General features: G+C 70.7%; 13 protein-coding genes. 9 read left to right on the top strand and 4 right to left on the bottom strand.

The annotated features are described in order from the left end of the window. Positions 1-26: 26 nt before the first annotated feature. Entirely contained in the window at positions 27-1,190 is a 1,164-nt protein-coding gene (locus tag ACZBH1_RS05245) for a polysaccharide deacetylase family protein (RefSeq protein WP_463645725.1), read from the bottom strand. Positions 1,191-1,340: 150 nt separating this feature from the next. Between ACZBH1_RS05245 and ACZBH1_RS05240 the strand changes: the two genes are divergently transcribed. Both ACZBH1_RS05240 and ACZBH1_RS05235 read left to right on the top strand, forming a co-directional pair. Continuing rightward, the gene (locus tag ACZBH1_RS05240; protein ID WP_336393828.1) at positions 1,341-1,709 is read left to right on the top strand and encodes a hypothetical protein; all 369 of its coding nucleotides are present in this window, start codon (positions 1,341-1,343) and stop codon (positions 1,707-1,709) included. A 71-nt stretch (positions 1,710-1,780) separates the two neighbouring features. Then, positions 1,781-2,293, top strand: coding sequence for a glycine cleavage system transcriptional repressor (locus tag ACZBH1_RS05235; protein ID WP_336393827.1), 513 nt, complete (start codon positions 1,781-1,783; stop codon positions 2,291-2,293). A gap of 121 nt (positions 2,294-2,414) precedes the next feature. On the opposite strand, the gene ACZBH1_RS05230 is transcribed toward ACZBH1_RS05235, so the two are convergent. After that, positions 2,415-4,376, bottom strand: coding sequence for an acid phosphatase (locus ACZBH1_RS05230; RefSeq protein ID WP_463645724.1), 1,962 nt, complete (start codon positions 4,374-4,376; stop codon positions 2,415-2,417). 226 nt (positions 4,377-4,602) lie between these two features. Here ACZBH1_RS05230 and ACZBH1_RS05225 point away from each other — a divergent pair, with 226 nt between their 5' ends. Beyond that, positions 4,603-5,160 carry a dihydrofolate reductase family protein gene (locus ACZBH1_RS05225; protein ID WP_463645723.1) on the top strand — a complete coding sequence of 186 codons (558 nt, stop codon included), beginning with the start codon at positions 4,603-4,605 and terminating at the stop codon, positions 5,158-5,160. Positions 5,161-5,245: 85 nt separating this feature from the next. On the opposite strand, the gene ACZBH1_RS05220 is transcribed toward ACZBH1_RS05225, so the two are convergent. Both ACZBH1_RS05220 and ACZBH1_RS05215 read right to left on the bottom strand, forming a co-directional pair. Next, positions 5,246-6,127, bottom strand: a complete 882-nt coding sequence (locus ACZBH1_RS05220) for a nucleoside hydrolase (RefSeq protein WP_463645722.1) — start codon at positions 6,125-6,127, stop codon at positions 5,246-5,248. A gap of 1 nt (position 6,128) precedes the next feature. Then, positions 6,129-7,130: a LacI family DNA-binding transcriptional regulator gene (locus ACZBH1_RS05215; RefSeq protein WP_336393823.1), complete on the bottom strand. Its 1,002-nt coding sequence runs from the start codon at positions 7,128-7,130 to the stop codon at positions 6,129-6,131. A gap of 270 nt (positions 7,131-7,400) precedes the next feature. On the opposite strand from ACZBH1_RS05215, the gene ACZBH1_RS05210 reads away from it, so the two are divergent. From ACZBH1_RS05210 to ACZBH1_RS05185, 6 genes are all read left to right on the top strand, one after another. Then, the gene (locus ACZBH1_RS05210; protein WP_378879698.1) at positions 7,401-8,681 is read left to right on the top strand and encodes an ABC transporter substrate-binding protein; all 1,281 of its coding nucleotides are present in this window, start codon (positions 7,401-7,403) and stop codon (positions 8,679-8,681) included. A 62-nt stretch (positions 8,682-8,743) separates the two neighbouring features. Continuing rightward, on the top strand, positions 8,744-9,721 hold the full coding sequence (locus tag ACZBH1_RS05205; protein WP_336393821.1) for a carbohydrate ABC transporter permease: 978 nt from the start codon (positions 8,744-8,746) through the stop codon (positions 9,719-9,721). Beyond that, positions 9,721-10,629, top strand: a complete 909-nt coding sequence (locus ACZBH1_RS05200; protein ID WP_336393820.1) for a carbohydrate ABC transporter permease — start codon at positions 9,721-9,723, stop codon at positions 10,627-10,629. The genes ACZBH1_RS05205 and ACZBH1_RS05200 overlap by 1 nt, the downstream gene beginning before the upstream one ends. Next, complete coding sequence (locus ACZBH1_RS05195; protein WP_463645721.1) at positions 10,629-12,950, top strand: beta-glucosidase family protein; 2,322 nt, start codon at positions 10,629-10,631, stop codon at positions 12,948-12,950. The genes ACZBH1_RS05200 and ACZBH1_RS05195 overlap by 1 nt, the downstream gene beginning before the upstream one ends. Beyond that, positions 12,947-13,741 (top strand): ThuA domain-containing protein, encoded by a 795-nt coding sequence (locus tag ACZBH1_RS05190; protein ID WP_463645720.1) that lies wholly within the window; start codon positions 12,947-12,949, stop codon positions 13,739-13,741. Before ACZBH1_RS05195 ends, ACZBH1_RS05190 begins: the two co-directional genes overlap by 4 nt. Continuing rightward, a complete protein-coding gene (locus ACZBH1_RS05185; protein WP_463645719.1) occupies positions 13,738-14,820 on the top strand; it encodes a Gfo/Idh/MocA family protein in 1,083 nt (360 codons plus the stop codon). Before ACZBH1_RS05190 ends, ACZBH1_RS05185 begins: the two co-directional genes overlap by 4 nt. The last annotated feature ends 3 nt before the right edge of the window (positions 14,821-14,823 follow it).

The following is a 14,823-nucleotide window of genomic DNA, read 5'->3' as shown; positions in this document are numbered from 1 at the left end:
GCCCGGCCGGAGGCGCCGGTCGCCCGCTACCCGATGAGGCCGACGAGGGCGTCCAGGCCCATGCCGTAGTTGATGCGCACCGTCGGAAGGGCGAGCTTGTCGGTGCCGATCGTGACGGAGCCCGGCTCGATGGTCCGCGCCATCTCGAAGCCGGCCTGGCGCAGCCCCTCTTTCGCGGTGTCGTCGTAGTGGCCGAACGGATAGGCCATCACCTGCTTGACGCCCAGCACCGCCGCCGAGGCCTCCATGTCGGCGACGATCTCCGGCACCGAGAGGTTCACGATGCGGCCGTCCCCGTCGTCGCCCGCGCGGTGCATGTCGTGCGTGTGCGATCGCTGCTGCACGTAGGGGGAGGGCGAGGGACCCGTCCCGTCGATGGTGATGCAGAAGGCGGTGGTCAGCACCTTCTTCTCGACCACGATCGGAACAGCCATCTGCAGCCACGTCATGTCGCAGTCGTCGTCGGTCACGATCACCGAGTGCGGCGGCAGGAACAGGCGCCCGTCGATGAACGCCGAGAGCTCGTCCCACGTCGGCAGGTAGAACCCGGTCGTCGCGATGTGGTTCATGTGGGCGTCGAAGTCGCCGATGTAGGCGTAGTTGCCGCGCAGCCACCCGCTCTCGCCCTCGGGCTTCGCGGTGAACTGGTGGTACATCAGGATCGGGATGCGGGAATCCGCTGCCGCGTTCTGCTCCGGGCTCATCCACGCGCCGTGCAGCGTCGCGCGCCGATCTGTGCACACCACGGTCTCCGAGCCGTTGATGCGGCCGGGCACGGCCAGCGCCGCCGCATCCTCGGGGTTCGCATACCACCCGGCGAAGACGAGGCCCTCGCGCGCGGGGATCGGCAGGTCGGCGTAGAGCGCCCCCTGCGTCTGCAGCATCGGGGCGTCGGCGACGCCCTCCCCTGTGAAGCTGACGACGCACGCCGCGGGGTCGGAGGTGGTGGCGAGCAGCTCGTGCTCGGGCGTCAGCGGGGTCGGCTCCGGCGTCGCCTCGGGGCTCGGCGCCGTCGGCGGTGCCGCTGCCTGGGTCGCGCGAGCCTCTGCGCCGGCGCGCGCGAAGCTCACGGCCGCGATCGTGCCGCCGACGGCGGCGAGCACGACGACGGCGCCGGCGACGCCTGCGAACAGGCGCCGACGACGAACCCGCGCCGACGGACGGGCGGGACCGGTACCGAATGTGGCCATGCGACTCCCCCAGGAGTCCGCGCCGCGCGTCCCCACGCACGACTCTCGACGCCGATCGTATCGGGATGCCGCGACCGCCGCCCGATGGAACCGCGGGTTGTGGGGAACCGGCGTGACGCCGGGCGGATGCGCTCGCTACGCTCGGATGTCGTGCTGCCTGCCGACTGGATCGAACATCGTCGCGCCGACGGCGAGCTGCTGGGATGGATGCTGCCGCACGGCGAGGGCTTCCGCGTCTTCGACCTGCTCGGGCGCGAGCGCACACCGGCGGGTGCCGAAGGGCCACTGGACTGGCTCGTTGCCGAGGAGCTCCTCGAGGAGCTCGGCATCGGCTACCTCGCGGACCGGTGGACGCTGCGCCTGCCCGACGGCACCGAGCGTCCGGTACGGATCGCCGAGGCGAGCTCCCGCGGCGTCACCGTGGTCGCCGACGAGTACGGGGCGGCGTCGGCTGTCGGCGCGGACCCGGAGCGCTTCCGCCTGCCGTTCCCCGTGACCGACGAGCTCCGCCCCGCCTGAGGCGCGGCGGTCCCGGAGTGCGCCCCGCAACTCCTCTGCACCCGGCGACCCCGGCTGGCTACAGTGAACGCATGACGACGCTCGTGCTCACCGTGGTCGGCGACGACCGCGTCGGACTCGTGGCCGCGGTCGCCGACGTCGTGGACGACCACGGCGGCAACTGGGAGAACAGCCAGCTCGCCGAGCTGGCGGGCGCATTCGCGGGCATCATCGAGGTCTCCGTCGCGCCCGAGCGCGCCACCGAGCTGCGCGAGGCGCTCGCCGTCCTCGACGGCCTGCTCGAGGTCACGGTGCACCCCGGATCGGCCGAGCCGCCGGCGGGGGCGGCGCGACTGCTGCACCTGAAGGTCATCGGCAACGACCATCCCGGGATCGTGCGCGACATCTCCGCGGTCCTTCACCGCCACGACGTCTCGATCGACCGTCTCACCACCACGACGACCGACGCGGCGATGTACGGCGGCCGGCTCTTCGAGGCGTCGGTCGTCGCCCGGGTTCCGGCATCCGTCGACCTGGACGCTCTGACGGCCGAGCTCGAGCGTCTCGCGGCCGAGATCCAGGTCGACGTCACGCTCGAGCCCTGATCCGGCGCCCGGTCGATACCTCCCCCACGCCGGCGGGCCGGCCGAACCGGAGCGGCCCCGCCTCCGGCGCGAACGGGGGCGGGGCCGGCTCCTGTGGGAGCTGCCGCGGTGAGGCGCGGCGCTACGCGATCAACCGCACGGCGCGCGGCAGACCGGGCTCACCGGCGGCTGCCGGCGCGGCGCCCGGAGTAGCGTCAGCCTGTCCGCGCGGTGCGACGGCCACCACGTACACCCCGTCCTTGCGGTAGTCCACGGTGTACTGGGTGCCCTCGGCGCCCCCGGTCACGGCCACCGACGCGAACCGTCCGTTGGACCGGTCGTGCTCGATGACGCGCACGCCGTCCGCCGACGCGCCGAGGCCCGCCACGTCGACCTCGAGCGTGCCCGCGTAGCGCGCCGTCCCCTCGACGGCGAGCGCCGGTGCGGACGCGGTCTCCTGGGTGAGCCGCAGGGTCGCGTCGCGTCCCTGGACGTACGCGTCCGCCACCTGGACCGTCTCTGCGGCGGTGTCGACCAGCGCGCCGGCGCGCACCTCGACCGCGCCCGCGCCGAGCGACTCGGCGAGCGTCGCGACCACGTCGCCGCCCGCCACGAGCACGCCGCCCGCGAACGAGTTCTCTCCGGCCAGGGTGAGGCTGCCGGTGCCGTGCTTAGTCAGCCCGCCCGCGCCGTCGATGTCGTTGAGCCACACATCGGCGGCGGCGGTGCCGCCGGCCGCGGCATCCATCGTCACGCTCACATCGCGGTCGAGCGTGCCGAAGCCGTGGACGGCCGAGTAGAGGTCGATGCGCCCCCATCCTTCGGCGTCGCCCACGAGCGGCAGCGACGAGTCGACGGCGGTCGAGTACAGCACCCAGCGCAGCTGATCGTCACTCAGATACGGGAACCGGGAGCGAAGCAGCGATTCCGCACCCGCCGGCACGTGCACGGGCTCGCCCGAGGCGCCGACCGGGGTGAGCCCGAAGGTCGTCAGGTCGTGATAGCGCGCGAGCTCCGCCTGGTACGCCTCGCGGTCGGCGTCGAGCTGCGGCGTCAGATCGAGCAGCTCGCGGGTGTCGGTCCGCGCCTGGGCGATGAGCGCGGAGTTCTCCGGGTCGGCCAGCGTCGCGCCGGCGAGGCCTGTCGCGAGGATGCGGCCGCCGATCACGTCCAGCGGCGAATGCATGCCCGAGACGACCCGCGTGCGTCCGAGGTCGGCAGCCGTCATGAGCAACTCGTCGTAGTGCTCCGGCGCCGAAGAGGCGAGCGCGAGGCCCGCGATGAAGGCGGCATTGGTGTGGCCGCTCGGGAACCCGCCGTCGGAGGCGGCGTCGGCCTCGGGCACGAGGCGCACGACGAGCTCGGGCACGACCTCCACGTCGGAGCTCCAGCGGAAGGGCCGCATGTACTGGTAGTGGAACTTCGCGTGGTTGCCCGACGCGTACGGGCCGCGCAGCGTGTTCACGAGGCGCACGGCGGAACCGAGGGGCGAGTCGGCGTCGGCCCAGACGCCGTTGGCGTTGCCCTCGTCGCTGTAGCGGACGGTGAGCGCATCGGCCGGCACCTCCGTGATCGTCGTGCCGGCGCCGGTCAGCGACGCGAACTCCTCAGCGTCCTCGCCGAGGCCCGCGATCAGCGAGTAGCTCTGGTGGCGGCGGTCATCGATCCACGCCTGGTCGGACTCGGCGTCGGTGCGGTTCCGGGTGATGTCCTCGACGATGCCGATGTTCTCGGCGTGGAGCTGCGCGTTCAGCACCGTCCCGTCGTTCCATGAGGAGCCCGGGGTGAAGTAGTCGAGCATGGGCGTCAACACCCCGATGGCGGGATTGGCCTGCGGGGTGTCGTTCGCGGAGACGTTCTGACGATAGTTGTCGGTGAACGTGCCGTAGACGCCTGGCCGCGGTTCGATCGCGGTCGCCGGGGTGAACGCGGCCGGGTCTCCGGAGCCGGCAGCCCGTGGCGCGCTGGAATGGGCGGGAGGAGCGGCAGCCCCGGCATGCGCGGCGGCGGGCGGCAGCACCAGCGACGTCAGCACGACGCACCCGACGGTGGTGGCGACGGCGCGTCGCGGGGATCGAGGCCGGTGGGGGGTGGTTCTCACCACGTCAACTCCTTCGTTCGACAGACTCCCGTGACGCGCCGTTGCACGCCGAAGAGGACCCCGGCGAGGTCGTCACGGGGAGGAGATGCGACCTCGTCGTCCTGTCTTCGGCAAGCGCCTTCCGACAACCTAGCCCGGCTTTGTGCGTATGTTCAATAGTCCTGACAAGACTGACTGCCTCTCCCCGGGTGGTGACGCCGCCGATCGGCGGCGAGTAGCGTGCCGACTCATGGGCTCGCTCGTGTATTTCAACTCCGCCTCGCTCGACGGCTACATCGCCGGTCCGGACGGCCGCTGGGACTGGGCCGTGCCCGATGAGGAAGTGCACTCGTTCGTCAACGACCTCGTCGCGCCCGCCCGCACGCACCTGTACGGCCGCAGGGTCTACGACGTGATGAAGGTGTGGGACGAGCTCGACCTCGACGAGCTGTCGCCGCCGGAGCGCGCGTTCGCGCTCGAGTGGCGCGGGAGCGACAAGATCGTGTACTCACGCACGCTCGACGCGGTCACGACGAGCCGCACCGCGCTGCGGCCGGACTTCGACGTGGCCGAGGTGCGACGGATGGCGGATGCCTCGCCCGCACCCGTCGCGATCGGCGGCGGGCGGCTCGGCTCGGCGGCCGCGCGCGCCGGCATCCTCGACGAGGTGCACGTCGTGGTGTCGCCGGCCGTGGTCGGCGGCGGCATCCGATTCCTCGACGAGGGGCTGCGACTCGACCTCGAGCTGATCGACGAGCGCCGCTTCGGCAACGGGGCTGTGTACCTCGGCTACCGCGTTCGGCGGTGACGCGAATCGACCTCGTCCCTCGGCCGCTCCCCGTCATCCCGCCCGCATCATCGATCCAGGCGCGAGAAGGGGGCTGGCGGAACGATCAATCGGGTGTCTCGCGACGGCCGAAGGCCCGCAGCTTGGCGAACATGTCCTCGATGAGCCAGCGGGTGTCGACGGCCTCGCACACGCGGATGCGACGTGAGGCGTCGATGGTGCCGATCACCTCGCCGTCGGCGCTGAACCGCGGCGGCGGGCGGAGGCTCCACCGAGCGCCGAGCGGATTGAGCAGCGCGCCGATGGCCGGGCTGTCGCCGAGCGAGCGGAAGTCCATGGGACCGTAGTCGACCTGCGCGTTGAAGGCGATGACACGCTCGACCAAGTAGTCCGCGAGCGCCCCCGTACCGCCGAGGCGTTCGACGAGCTCCGCGTGCCCGACCCCGATCATCGTGTAGACGGGCATCGGAACCTGCCATACCTCGACGCCGGAGGCCATCACCACGTTCGGCGCGGCGACGTCGTTCGACAGGTTGAACTCGGGTGAGTACCCGACGACGCCCTCGTACGGCGGGCCGCCGATCCACACGATCAGGGGGTCAGCGTCTACGAGTGCCGGGTCCTCGAGCAGCGCAGACGCGACATCGGTGAGCGGCCCCAGCACCGCGATGCGCAGGCGCCGGTCGTCGGATCGCGCCTCGTGCCGGATCAGGGCCGAGGCCGCCGACGGGCGCGGCGTCCGCTCATCCGGGAGCGCCGCGTCCGCGCCGTCGGCGACGACACGGTGCCCGGCGGCTCCGAGCAGCGAGTGCAGGAGGTCCACCTCGGCGCGGGACTCGGCGCAGCTGCCCTCTCGTCCGAAGTGAGCCGGCAGGATCCCCCGCACGTCGAGGACGGGCGAGAGCAGAGCATGCACGACGGCGAACTGGTCGTCGACCTCGTTCGCGGCATCCGTGCTGATGAGCACCTTGTGCGGCGGGACGGGCATCTCAGAGCGACTCGCGACGGACGAGCGACGTGGGCAGCAGCTGCTCCTTCTCGGCAGGCAGTCCCCGGATGGTGGCGAGGAGCGTGTCGGCCGCCGCGCGGCCCATCTCTTCCAAGGGCTGCCGGACCGTCGTGAGCGGGGGGTCGGACGTGCTCGCGATGAGCACGTCGTCGAAGCCGACGACCGACACGTCCGTCGGCACGCGACGACCCGCCGCCTGCAGGACGCGCATCGCACCGGCGGCCATCAGGTCGGACGACGCGAAGACCCCGTCGAGATCGGGGTCGCGCTGAAGCAGACGCGCCATCGCCGCGGTGCCGCTGTCGAGCGTGAAGTCGCCGTGGACGATCGGGCCGGGCTGGATGCCGTGACGGGCGAGTTCGTCCGTCCATCCGCGCGTCCGCTCGCGAGCCTGCTCGAGATCGAGCGGACCGGTGATGATGCCGATCGAACGCCGCCCGCGCTCGACGAGCGCACGCGCGGCGAGGACGCCGCCCCCGTAGTTGTCGGAGTCGATCACGATCGGGTCGGGGCCGATGTCGGCGTGCGGTCTGCCCACCCAGGCGACCGGGATCGGCGACTGGGCGAGGCTCTCGACGAGATGGGTGATCTCGTGCTGCAGGATGACGATCACGCCGTCGAGTGCTCCCGAGCGCAGGAACCGCGGGATCCGATCGAGGTCCTCATGATCGGCGGGAAGCAGAACCGGCTGCACCTCGCCGGCCGACAGGCCCTTCGCCGCCCCCTTGAGCACGGCCGTGAAGAACGTGCCACTGAGACTGCCGAGCTCGTCGAAGGCGATGACCAGGCCGATCGAGCCGGCCCTTCCGCCGCGCAGCACCCGTGCGGCGAAGTTGGTCTCGTAGCCCAGTCGCCGAGCCTCGCGCGCTACGGCCTCCGTCATCGCCGGGTCGACGTTCGTCGCCCCGGCGAGCACGCGAGCGGCGGTGGCGCGTGAGACGCCCGCCGCCTGGGCGACGTCGACGATGGTGGGTCGGGCCATGGCTTCCCCTCCGAAGAAATGCACATCCGCCGTAGATCGATCTCACGATCACGTCGATCATTGCACGTACGCGTGCTCGGGACGTGCTGCGTTCTGACAGCCGCGCCGTGGAAAGGCACCGAACGTCTCTGAGAAGCGCTTTCCGTGAGCAGGCTTGCGCTTTTCAACGTTGCATCGCTACTGTGGCTCGCGGACGAGAGAACGATCTCTCGCACGGTGAGATTCCGTCATCTCCCGCACTCACATGTCCCCCAAGGAAGAGGAGCAGTTGTGAATCGTCGCAAACTGGCCCTGCCCATCGCCGCCGTCGGCGCACTCGCGCTGCTGATCTCAGGATGCTCAGGAGGCTCCGGCTCCGGCTCCGAGGCCGGAGACCCGAACGCCGAGTTCGAGTTCTGGTCATTCACCGGAATCGGTCAGAAGGACTCGGTCGACCGGTACCTCGAGAAGAACCCCGACGCGAAGGTCAAGCTTTCGGAGGTCGGCAGTACCACCGAGACGGCGACCGCGCTGACGGCCGCCCTGGCAGGCGGTCGGGTGCCCGACCTGGTCATGATCCAGAACGACGACCTGCCGAAGTTCGTCGAGAACCCCGGCAACTTCGTCGACCTGCGCACGCTCGGCGGGGACGACATCGGCGACGGATACCTCGACTGGGCCATCGAGGGAGCCACCGCCGAGGACGGATCGATCATCGGCATCCCGACCGACGTCGGCGGCCTGGCCTTCGCCTACCGCGCGGACCTTTTCGAGCAGGCGGGCCTGCCCACCGACCCGGCGGAGGTGGCGGAGATGTGGTCGACGTGGGATGACTTCATCGCCATGGGCGAGCAGTACACCGAGGCCACCGGCGAGCCGTTCGTCGACAACGTCGAGACCTCGGTCTTCTTCTCCACGGTGAACCAGGTGAGCGAGAAGTACTACACGCCTGAAGGGGAGCTCGTCTACGACACCAACCCCGAGGTCGAGGAAGCCTTCGACGTCGCGGTGCGCGCCTACGAGGCCGGTATCAGCGCCGACATCCCGGCATGGTCCTCGGGCTGGGCGCCCGGCAAGGCCAACGGCGCGTTCGCCGTCACCACGGCGCCGTCCTGGATCCTCTCGGGCCTCAAGAACGACGCCCCCGACACCGAGGGCAAGTGGCGCATCGCCTCGATCCCCGGCGTCGGCGGCAACTGGGGCGGCAGCGTCATCGCCATCCCCGCCCGTGCTGAGAACAAAGAGGCGGCCTGGCAGTACATCGAGACGATGCTGTCGCCCGAGGGTCAGACCGAGCACTTCGCCGAGACGGGCACCTTCCCCGCGGCCGAGGCGGCGCTCGAGAGCGACGAGGTCAAGAGCTACACCGACCCGTTCTACGGCGACTCTCCGATCGGTCAGATCATGAGCGACTCGGTGATGAACTTCCAGTCGTTCTACAACGGTCCCGACACCAGTGCTATCGGCGGTGCGCTGCTGAACGCGCTCGTGGACATGCAGGCGGGCAACGTCGCGCCCGAGGATGCCTGGCAGACAGGCCTCGACAGCGCGAAAGCAGCCATCGGGGGCTGACCCCCTTCGACAGACGGTGGCCCGGCGCGCCCGGGCCACCGTCCCGACCGAGGCAGAGGAAGATGACCGTCACCGCTCCCGCGACCGAAACCGCCACCCTCATCTCCGTGCGCAAGACCCGCCGAGCTGACCGACCGCCGTCGCGCATCCGGCAGAGCTTCGGCGAGCGCATCGCGCCGTACGTCTATATCGCGCCGTTCTTCGTCATCTTCGCGATCTTCGGGCTGTTCCCGCTCGTCTTCACCTTCTACGTGGCGCTGTTCGACTGGAACCCCATCGGCGAGCAGACCTTCGTCGGACTCGCCAACTTCGAGCGGCTGTTCCAGGACCCCCGCTTCTGGAACGCGTTCGTGAACACGTTCGGCATCTTCCTCATCTCCACGATCCCGCAGCTCCTGCTGGCGCTCGGGCTCGCCCACCTGCTCAACCACGCCATGCTCAAGTGGGCGAACTTCTTCCGCATGGCCCTGCTGGTGCCCTACATCACCTCGGTGGCGGCCACCGCGCTCGTCTTCGCCCAGATCTTCGACCGCAACTTCGGCCTCATCAACTGGGTGCTCGGCATCTTCGGCATCCCCGCGGTCAATTTCCTGTCCTCGCAGGTCGGGTCGTGGATCGTCATCTCGTCGATGGTGATGTGGCGCTGGTTCGGCTACAACACGCTGCTCTACCTCGCGGGGCTCCAGGCGCTCCCGCGGGAGATGTACGAGGCGGCCTCGGTCGACGGGGCATCCGGGTGGCAGCAGTTCATCCACCTCACCATCCCGTCTCTGCGCCCGATCATCATCTTCACCGTCATCATGTCGACGATCGGCGGGCTGCAGATCTTCACCGAGCCGCTTCTCGTGGCACCCGAGTCCGGACTCACCTGCGGTGGCGGACGCCAGTGCCAGACCCTCGCGCTGTTCCTCTACGAGCAGGGCTTCGGGCAGTTCGAGTTCGGCTACGGCTCGGCGATCGGCGTCGCACTGTTCCTCATCGTCGTCGTCGTGTCGCTCATCAACTTCTACCTGACCACTCGCACCCGGAAGGCGCGCTGATGTCCGACGTCATCGATCAGGCGGTCCCGCAGGCGGGCCAGGAGGCGCTCACTCGTCCGCAGAAGCGTCGCCCCGGGCGCGGGGCCCGGGCAGGCCGCGTGTCGTGGCCCGTCTACCTGATGCTCATCATCGCGGTGCTCGTCAGCGTCTTCCCGCTGTACTACATGTTCGTCATCGCGTCGGTGGGGGCCTCGGCGGTCACCTCGATCCCCCCGCGCCTCTACCCCGGGTTCAACTTCTTCGAAATCGCCGGCAAGGTCTTCGACACCGTGCCGTTCTTCCAATCGCTGCTCAACAGCGTGATCGTGTCGCTGTCGATCGCGGTGATCGCCTCGCTGCTGTGCGCACTGGCCGGCTTCGCCTTCGCCAAACTGCAGTTCCCTGGCCGCAACGCACTGTTCCTGATCGTGCTGCTCACCATGACGGTGCCGGCGCAGCTCAGTGTGATCCCGCAGTACCTGATCATCTCGTGGCTCGACTGGGTCGACACGCTGCAGGCGATCATCGTTCCGGGGCTGGCGAGCGCCTTCGGCATCTTCTGGATGCGTCAGCACATGGCCACGACGCTGAACGACGAGCTCATGCAGGCCGCGCGCATCGACGGGGCCAACAGCTGGCAGATCTTCTGGCGCATCGGCTTCCCCGTCGTGCGTCCGGCGGCGTTCGTGCTCGGGCTCATCACCTTCACGGCGGTGTGGAACGACTTCATGTGGCCGTTCATCGTGCTGAAGTCGCCCGAGCTGTTCACGGTCCAGATCGTGCTGAAGCAGCTGCAGGCCAACCGTACGATCGACCTGGCGCTGACGATGGGCGGGTCGTTCATGGCCACCCTGCCGCTGCTGATCGTCTTCTTCTTCGTCGGCCGTCGCATGGTCGCCGGGATCATGGACGGAGCGTTCAAGGGCTGATGAGCGTGAACGCAGGCGTCGTCGACGAGGGTCGGTGGCGCGATACGACGCTGAGCGCGCGAGAGCGCGCCCAGGCACTCGTCGACGAACTGACTCTGGAAGAGAAGGTCGCGCAGCTGGGGTCGGTGTGGCTCACCGATTCCGCCGACGCCTTCGCCCCCAAGCTCGAGGGCGACGCCGACGCCTCCGACGCCGGTGACCCCTTCACCCACGGCCTGGGCCAGCTGACCCGCGTGTACGGCACGGCGCCGGTGACCGTGCCCGAGGGCGTGGCCCGGCTACGCGAGCTGCAGCGGAAGGTGATCGCGCAGCAGCGGCTCGGCATTCCGGCGCTGGTGCACGAGGAGTGCCTCACCGGTCTCGCCGCGCTCGGCGCCACCGCCTTCCCCACCCCGCTCGCGTGGGCCGCGAGCTTCGACGAAGATCTGGTGCGCGAGATGGCTCGCGCCATCGGCGAGGACATGCGTGCGATCGGCGTGCACCAGGGACTCGCCCCGGTCCTGGACGTCGTGCGCGACTACCGCTGGGGCCGCGTCGAGGAGACCCTCGGCGAGGACCCGTACGTCGTCGGTCAGATCGGTGCGGCCTACGTCGCGGGGCTCGAGAGCGCCGGCGTCATCGCCACACTCAAGCACTTCGCCGGGTACGCCGCCTCGCGCGGAGCCCGCAACCACGCTCCGGTCAGCATGGGCCCGCGCGAATTCGCCGACACGGTGCTGCCCCCGTTCGAAACGGCGCTCCGGCAGGGCGGGGCCCGCAGCGTCATGACCTCGTACACCGACGTCGACGGCATGCCGAGCACCGCCAACCGCGAGCTGCTGGACGGCGTGCTGCGCACCGAGTGGGGTTTCGACGGCACGGTGGTCGCCGACTACTGGGCCGTGCCGTTCCTGGTGTCGATGCACCGGGTGGCCGCCGACGCCGCGGCCGCCGGTGCGCTGGCCCTCCGGGCGGGCGTGGATGTCGAGCTGCCCTCGACGGTGGCATACGCCGCCCTGCCGCGTCTGGTGCGCGAGGGGCTGGTGGACGAGAGTGACATCGACCGTGCCGCCGTCCGGCACCTGCGCCACAAGATCGAGGCGGGACTCCTCGACGGCGGGGCGATCGTCCCGGACGGTGCGGAACAGGTATGCCTGGACGGCGACCGCAATCGCGCGCTGTCGTCGCGGCTGGCCGAGGAATCGATCGTCCTGCTCAAGGACGACGGCACGGTCCCGCTGCGACCGGGGGCGCAGATCGGCCTCATCGGCCCGGCCGCCGCTGAGTACCGCAGCCTGCTCGGCTGCTACGCCTTCCCCAACCACGTCCTCACCAAGTACCCCGGACACGACCCCGGCATCGCGATCCCCACGATCGACGAGGCGGTGCGCGCCGAGTTCGAGGCATCCGTCGTCGTCACCGAGCCCGGGTGCGCGATCGTGGGCGACGAGAACGCCCGGATCGCGCATGCCGTGGACCTGGCCCGCGACAGCGATGCGGTGATCCTCGTCGTCGGCGACGTGGCGGGGCTCTTCGGCGCCGGCACCTCTGGCGAGGGATGCGACGCCGACGATCTGCGACTGCCCGGCCGCCAAGACGAACTCGTGCGGGCGGTCCTCGCGACGGGCACACCGACCGCGCTCGTCGTCGTGTCGGGCCGGCCGTACGCCCTCGGTGACTACGGTGCGGCGGGCATGATCGTGCAGGCGTTCTTCCCCGGAGCCGAGGGGGCCGCCGCCGTCGCCGGGGTCCTCTCGGGGCGTGTGGCCCCGAGCGGAAGGCTGCCGGTGCAGATCCCGCGGTCGCCCGCCGCCGCCGGCACCTACCTGCAGCCGCCTCTGGGCCGGCACAATGCGGGCATCACGGTGGCCGACCCCACCCCGCTGTACCCGTTCGGCTTCGGCATCACTCCCGGTCGGATCGCCTATGAGGACCTCTCCACGCCGCTCATCGTCCCCACGACGGGAGCAGCCGAGGTGGCGGTGACCGTCGGCAACAGCGGCGAGGACTGCATCGAGGTCGTTCAGCTCTACGCATCCTTCCCGTCGTCGTCCGTGGTGCGCCCCGACGTGCAGCTGGTCGGGTTCGCCCGCATCCACGTGCCCGCCGGGCAGCGGCGCACCGTGCGCTTCACCCTCGAGGCGGCACGGCTGGCCGCCACCGGCGCCGATGGCCGCCTGGCCGTCGACCCCGGTGTCGTGGTGCTCTCGGCGGGGCCGTCGGCCGCCGATCGGCCCGTCGAGGCGCGGGTGCGTCTGTCCGGAGACCGGTGCATCCTCCTCGCCCGGGCGGGCCGGACCGCGTGGGCTGAGGACGGCAAGGAAGGAAGGTCAGCGCAGTGACATCAGGACGGACGACATCAGCACCGGACCCAGGGATCCGCGTGCTCGTGTGGGGCGAGAATCACCACGACAAGCACGACGAGACGACGCAGCGGCTGTACCCCGACACCATGCACGGCACGATCGCGGCGGGGCTCCGCCGGCTGCTGCCGGACGACGCGGTCGTCGAGACCGCCACGCTCGACGACCCCGAGCACGGCCTGACCGAGGAGCGACTCGCCGCGACCGACGTGCTGTTCTGGTGGGGTCATCTGCGCCACGACGCGGTCGACGACGTCGTGGTCGAGCGCGTCCAGCGTCACGTCCTCGCCGGGATGGGGCTCGTCGTGCTGCACTCGGGCCATTTCTCGAAGATCTTCATCCGCCTCATGGGCACGACGTGCTCGCTGCGCTGGCGGCAGGGGGACGACCGCGAGCTGGTGTGGACGGTCGCGCCGACGCATCCGATCGCCGTCGGCGTCCCGCATCCGATCGTGATCCCCTCGCAGGAGATGTACGGCGAGTTCTTCGACGTGCCCGTCCCCGACGAGCTGGTGTTCGTCTCCACGTTCACCGGCGGAGAGGTCTTCCGCTCGGGCATGACGTTCTCGCGCGGTCACGGGCGCATCTTCTACTTCTCGCCCGGCGACCAGGAGTACCCCGTCTACCACCAGCCAGAGATCCAGCGGGTGCTCGCCAACGCGGCGGCGTGGGCCAGGCAGGAGCGCCCCCGCGTCGTCCCGCGCCTCACGATGCACCGCGCCGGCGAGTTCGACACGCCCCGCGAGTGGGACGGCGAGGTGCTCGCATGAGGGACGTCGTCGTCGTCGGCGCCGGCGGGATGGGACGCGCGTGGCTCGACACCGTCGCCCGCCGCGACGACCTCCGCGTGAGCGCGATCGTGGACGTATCGGTAGAGACCGCACGTGCGGCCGCCGGCGAGCGCGGATGGGACATCCCGTGCGTCGCGTCGGTCGACGAGGCCTTCGCGGCGGCAGGACACCCGGGGATGCTGCTGAACGTCACCATCCCCGAGGCGCACCGCGCGGTCAGCGAAGCCGCCCTTCGGCAGGGCGTCCCGGTGCTCAGCGAGAAGCCCGTCACTCCGACGGTGTCGGACGCGCTCGCGCTCGCCGCGGTGAGCGAGCTCACCGGTGTGCTGCTCGCCACCAGCCAGTCCCGGCGGTACTCCGCCGGCATCCGCGCCTTCCGCGACGAGGTGGCCGCCGCCGGGGGCGCGGCGCAGCTGACAGCGCTGTTCTTCCAGAACCCGCGCTTCGGCGGATTCCGAGACGAGATGGAATCGCCCCTCCTCATCGACATGGCCATCCACACCTTCGATCAGGCGCGATACGTGCTCGGCGCCGACCCCGTCTCGGTGTACTGCGACGAGTTCTCGCCGCCGTGGAGCTGGTACCGCGGGGGCGCGGCGGCAGAAGCGGTGTTCCGCTTCGACGACGGCGCCCGCTTCTCCTACTCGGGCAGCTGGTGCGCCGACGGCCTGACGACCTCGTGGAACGGATCGTGGCGCGCGAGCGCCGCCGCCGGCTCGGTGACGTGGGACGGCGAAGCCGGGGTGAGCGCCCAGGGTCGCGACGGAGAGCCGCGGACGGTGCCGGTCGGGGACGGGGACGAAGGGCTCGATGCCGCGCTGGCCGAGTTCGTCGCCGCGCTGGACGGCGGCCCGGTCCCCTCCGGCGAAGTGCGGGCCAACATCTGGAGCCTCGCGATGGTCGAGGCCGCCCTCGCCTCGGCTCGGTCCGGTGAGTCGGTGCGCCTCGACGACGTCTTCGCCGCGGCATCCGCACACGCCGCCGAAGCGGCGCGGGGAGCGGGCGACCACGCCGTCGCCGAGGCGATCACGCGCTGGCGCGGGGCACCGCCGCGCTGACGC

It is taken from the genome of Microbacterium sp. ZXT2-5 (assembly GCF_055329545.1).
This window is presented reverse-complemented; position numbering and strand designations above follow the sequence as displayed.

Excerpts from the sequence above, each read along its gene's own strand:
- ACZBH1_RS05220 (WP_463645722.1), bottom strand. The coding sequence starts at position 6,127 with ATGCCCGTCCCGCCGCACAAGGTGCTCATCAGCACGGATGCCGCGAAC.
- ACZBH1_RS05245 (WP_463645725.1), bottom strand. The coding sequence starts at position 1,190 with ATGGCCACATTCGGTACCGGTCCCGCCCGTCCGTCGGCGCGGGTTCGT.
- ACZBH1_RS05225 (WP_463645723.1), top strand. The coding sequence starts at position 4,603 with ATGGGCTCGCTCGTGTATTTCAACTCCGCCTCGCTCGACGGCTACATC.
- ACZBH1_RS05215 (WP_336393823.1), bottom strand. The coding sequence starts at position 7,130 with ATGGCCCGACCCACCATCGTCGACGTCGCCCAGGCGGCGGGCGTCTCA.
- ACZBH1_RS05200 (WP_336393820.1), top strand. The coding sequence starts at position 9,721 with ATGTCCGACGTCATCGATCAGGCGGTCCCGCAGGCGGGCCAGGAGGCG.
- ACZBH1_RS05195 (WP_463645721.1), top strand. The coding sequence starts at position 10,629 with ATGAGCGTGAACGCAGGCGTCGTCGACGAGGGTCGGTGGCGCGATACG.
- ACZBH1_RS05235 (WP_336393827.1), top strand. The coding sequence starts at position 1,781 with ATGACGACGCTCGTGCTCACCGTGGTCGGCGACGACCGCGTCGGACTC.
- ACZBH1_RS05205 (WP_336393821.1), top strand. The coding sequence starts at position 8,744 with ATGACCGTCACCGCTCCCGCGACCGAAACCGCCACCCTCATCTCCGTG.
- ACZBH1_RS05185 (WP_463645719.1), top strand. The coding sequence starts at position 13,738 with ATGAGGGACGTCGTCGTCGTCGGCGCCGGCGGGATGGGACGCGCGTGG.